We start from the raw sequence: 4,001 nt of genomic DNA, 5'->3' as shown, positions 1-4,001 counted from the left end.
GAGCTAACTGTATAACAACTAATAGACTATTATATTTTTTATTCCAATGTCATTATGCTTGATTTTACAAACTATAAATTTAAAGCTCCTAAAGTTGCTTTAGAAGCTTTAAATATTTCGTTTATGAAATTATTTTTTATTAAACTAATTGTTTTTAGAAAAAAACATTCCTGTTTGAGGATAAGGATTATCCCAACTGGGTGGCTTAGGAAGTGAAACGGGGTTCTTTTTAAGTTGATTCATGAGGTAAGAAACTGCAGTTTCCAACTGTTTGTCATGATGTTCTTGTAACTCAACAGGGGTATTATCAACTTCAATATCAGGTTGAACGCCACGATTTTCGATAATCCACTCCGATTTAAGTCCATACAAACTTTCTTCAGGAATAGTAATGTAACCCCCATCTCTCAAGGGCCAATATCCTCTTATACCTCTAACACCCCCCCATGTCCGTTTACCAATTAATTTTCCTAACCCATACTTTCTAAAGTAATAAGGGAAAATATCCCCATCTGACGCGGAATATTCATTAATAAGCGTTACCTTAGGGCCTAAAATTAACTGCTGAGGCAAAGTTGCCATCTCGCTCTCTCTATTCGTCGTCATACCAATTAAGATACGGCGTAATCGTTCTAAAAGAATTTGGTCAATGAAACCACCACCATTCCAGCGATCGTCAATAATCAAGGCCTTTTTATCTAACTGAGAGTAAAACTGCCTTATAAATTGTTGCATACCTAATTCTTCCATGTCTGAAAGATAAATATAGGCAATTTTCCCACCCGAAAGCTGATCAACGAGACGACGATTATGATCAATCCACTCTAACTCTCTAACGGACAGCTCATTTTTTAATGCATTTACACTAACGGTTTTATGTTTTCCACTCTGTTTATCTTCAAACGTCAAACTAATAGGATTGGATAACCCGACAAAATATTGATAAGGGTCACCATCACCTTTGACTTCCACACCGTTAACACGAAGTAAAAAATCACCTTCATGTATAGCCAATCCTGGTTCTGACAAAGGGCTACGGTATTGCTTACGACTGTTATCTCCATGATAAATTTTAGCCAAAGCGTAACGCTGTTTCTTTTGATCGTAGGAAAAATCTACACCCAGTAGTAAAGTTGGCACGGGTTTAACGCTATCTTGTTGGTCGCCACCCCCAACATAGGTATGTGAGCTCCCTATTTCTGCGATCATCTGACCGATAACGTAATTAACATCTGAGCGAGAACCTGCTAACTGAATCAGATTTTCATATTTATCATGAATTTCCTGCCAATTTTGTCCATTCATTTTAGCATTTACAAATAAATCTCTTTGCAATCTCCAAGCGTTTTCGAACATTTCTCTCCATTCCTTAGGAGGATCAATCCGGCTTAACATCGAAGAAACATCTAATGTTTTGTCATCTTCATGCTTCTCTTTTGCATCGCTGATAATCCAAGAATCTTTTTGATTGTAGAGAATTTTTTTTCCGTCTCGAGAAAGACTATAACTATCAATATCTTTCTCAATAACAGCATCTTTTCGTTCTGTTAAATCGTAAACATGAAGGGCAGGTTTTTCTTGAGGAAAAGTACCCGATAACGTTTGAGGGGTGGCTAACAAATAATAAATTTTATCTCCCACGAGTTGCATGTCTGAGATATTTCCTCCCGCTATTGGAACAGGAACGATACGATCCTCAAACCCCTCCGACTCAATATTTACACGAATTTTGGCCTTATCAGAATTTTTTTCATCCGCTTGTACTGGACTTTCCTCTGCTTTTTTTTCTTGTTTAATTTGACCTTCATCCGAACGCGGTGCAAAAGGGGAACCCATAGTTGATTCAAGCGTTGCAACATAAATACCAGCGCTTTTGATAGAAATAGCATTCATTTCATTGTCAGCAAAAACAGCGTTTTCGTGACGATTTGATACAAAAAATAGCGATTTACCATCAGGCGAAAATACAGGAAGATAATCGGTATTTCTGCCCGACGTTAACTTAACAGACTTTCCTGTTTCAACATTGTACACCCAAAGGGCACGTTGCTGGTTTGATTGGGTTAAACTGTAAACCAACCAACGACCATCAGGAGAAAAGCTGAAATCTTGAGTCTCTGCATAAGGATCGAAAGCAACCTGTTTTAACCCATTTCCCGACTTGTTAACAATCCATAACTTATGTCCTCCATCAGCAAAAGCCAGCCATTGACCATCTGATGAAAAACGTGGCGCATAAAAATAACCTGATTTGAAGTGCGTAATTAACCTTTCTTCTCCACCTTGCGAATTTCTTAATGCGATGTTTTGTTCGCCATTTCGATCCGTTGTATAAGCAATAAACTGCCCGTCAGGCGACCAAACCGGATGATCCGCATCAACATCACTATCGCAAATTAAATTTCTTATAGCTCCGTGCTCAATAGGCACAGTAAAAATATTACCTCTTGAAGCAAAAGCGGCACGTTTACCATTAGGAGAAATAGAGAAATCAGGTTGTTGTCCGGCATCTGCCTTACGAATAGAATCAGAAACATCAACATATTTGGTCATGGTTCTGGTTCCATCATCAGGGACATCAATGGACAATTTACACAGTTGTTCGGAGGGTAGCATTAAAAAATAAAGAGATCCTCCCTGTTGAAAAACAATTCCTTTATTCCCGAGAGAAGGGAAATCAATATCGTAATCCGTAAAATGCGTAACTTGTTTACTTTGACCGCTTGTTTTGTTATAAACCCACAAATTTAGACGCCTGTTAACATCACGATCCGATAAAAAATAAATTTTATCTCGAAACCACATGGGAAGTGTATCCGTACCTTTCCAATGGGTAATTTGTTGTAAAGATTTTGTATCAAAATTATAAAGATAAATATCTTGCGCCAATCCACCATCGTAACGTTTCCACGTACGAAAATCACGAAAAATACGCGTAAAAGCAATATCATGCCCCGATGCGCTGTAACTCAAAAAACCAGAACGGTCTAAAGGTAGAGGGTGAGCAAGTCCACCTTGAAGGGGTATAGTAAACGGAGTGGTTAACCAGCTGTTCCATGCATTACGTCTGGATAAAAAAACGATTGATTTGGAATCAGGTGTCCAAGTCACCACCATATTGTTTGGACCCCAACGCTCTGGCGCGGTTTCATTAATGTCAGAATGGTAGGTCAGTCTTTTTGCCATTCCTCCATCCGCTGGCATGACATAAACATCTCTATTTCCCTGATAACTTCCAGTAAAAGCTAACCATTTACCGTCAGGAGAGTATCTGGGCATAACGTCTTCACCCGTGTCGGAAGTTAAACGTTTTGCTATCCCTCCTTTAGTTGAAACTTCCCAAAGATTACCCCTAGCAACAAAGACAATGTTATCATCGTGCAGTGTAGGAAAACGCATTAAAGCTTTTCTATCGTTGGCTGAAGCTGGTTTTGTTAAACATGCAAATCCAACAGCTAAACCTATATGAACCCATGCTGTCCTTCGAAATAGACTTTCCCATCCGTTTTTTTTTCTTATCTGCACCGTTTAACTCCTAAATGATCGTTTCTATAAAATACATTTGTTAAATACCAAAACCCATCTTAATAGTATTTTAAGCAGTTTTGTTACCTAGAATGCATTAATTTTGGACCAAACCTAAAAATAGGACAAAATAATTACAAGCAACGTAACAAAACCTATTACATAAAAAGCATTAAGTTCTCAAATTAAATGGTAAAACAAGTATGAATAAAAAAATTTGTAAGAAAAAATTGCTTCTCAATCAGACACTGTATTTGTTTCAAAACGAAAATTTGCTAAGGTAATGCGCCCTGCTAGTGTCTTGAAGACAATTAAAACCAATATATGTATGAGACTGAACACACTGTGAAAAAATTCAATAAAAAATAGTATTTTAACTTCTAAACAAAATTTTAATTATAAGGCAAATTTTAAAAGAAATTAAAATAATCATGATAAGATGAATCTTCTACAGAAATCTAGTTTAACTTAAATAC

1 protein-coding gene is annotated in these 4,001 nt (G+C 37.1%); it reads right to left on the bottom strand.

Annotated features, from left to right (window positions below; all coding sequences use genetic code 11):
• Positions 1–144 precede the first annotated feature (144 nt).
• Positions 145–3,525 carry a S41 family peptidase gene (locus tag AABE15_RS05585; protein ID WP_338330300.1) on the bottom strand — a complete coding sequence of 1,127 codons (3,381 nt, stop codon included), beginning with the start codon at positions 3,523–3,525 and terminating at the stop codon, positions 145–147.
• Between the last annotated feature and the right edge of the window lie 476 nt (positions 3,526–4,001).

The organism is Commensalibacter sp. Nvir (assembly GCF_963921845.1).
GTDB lineage: Bacteria > Pseudomonadota > Alphaproteobacteria > Acetobacterales > Acetobacteraceae > Commensalibacter.
The sequence above is the reverse complement of the archived record's forward strand: the minus strand, read 5'-3'. Positions and strand labels throughout refer to the sequence as shown.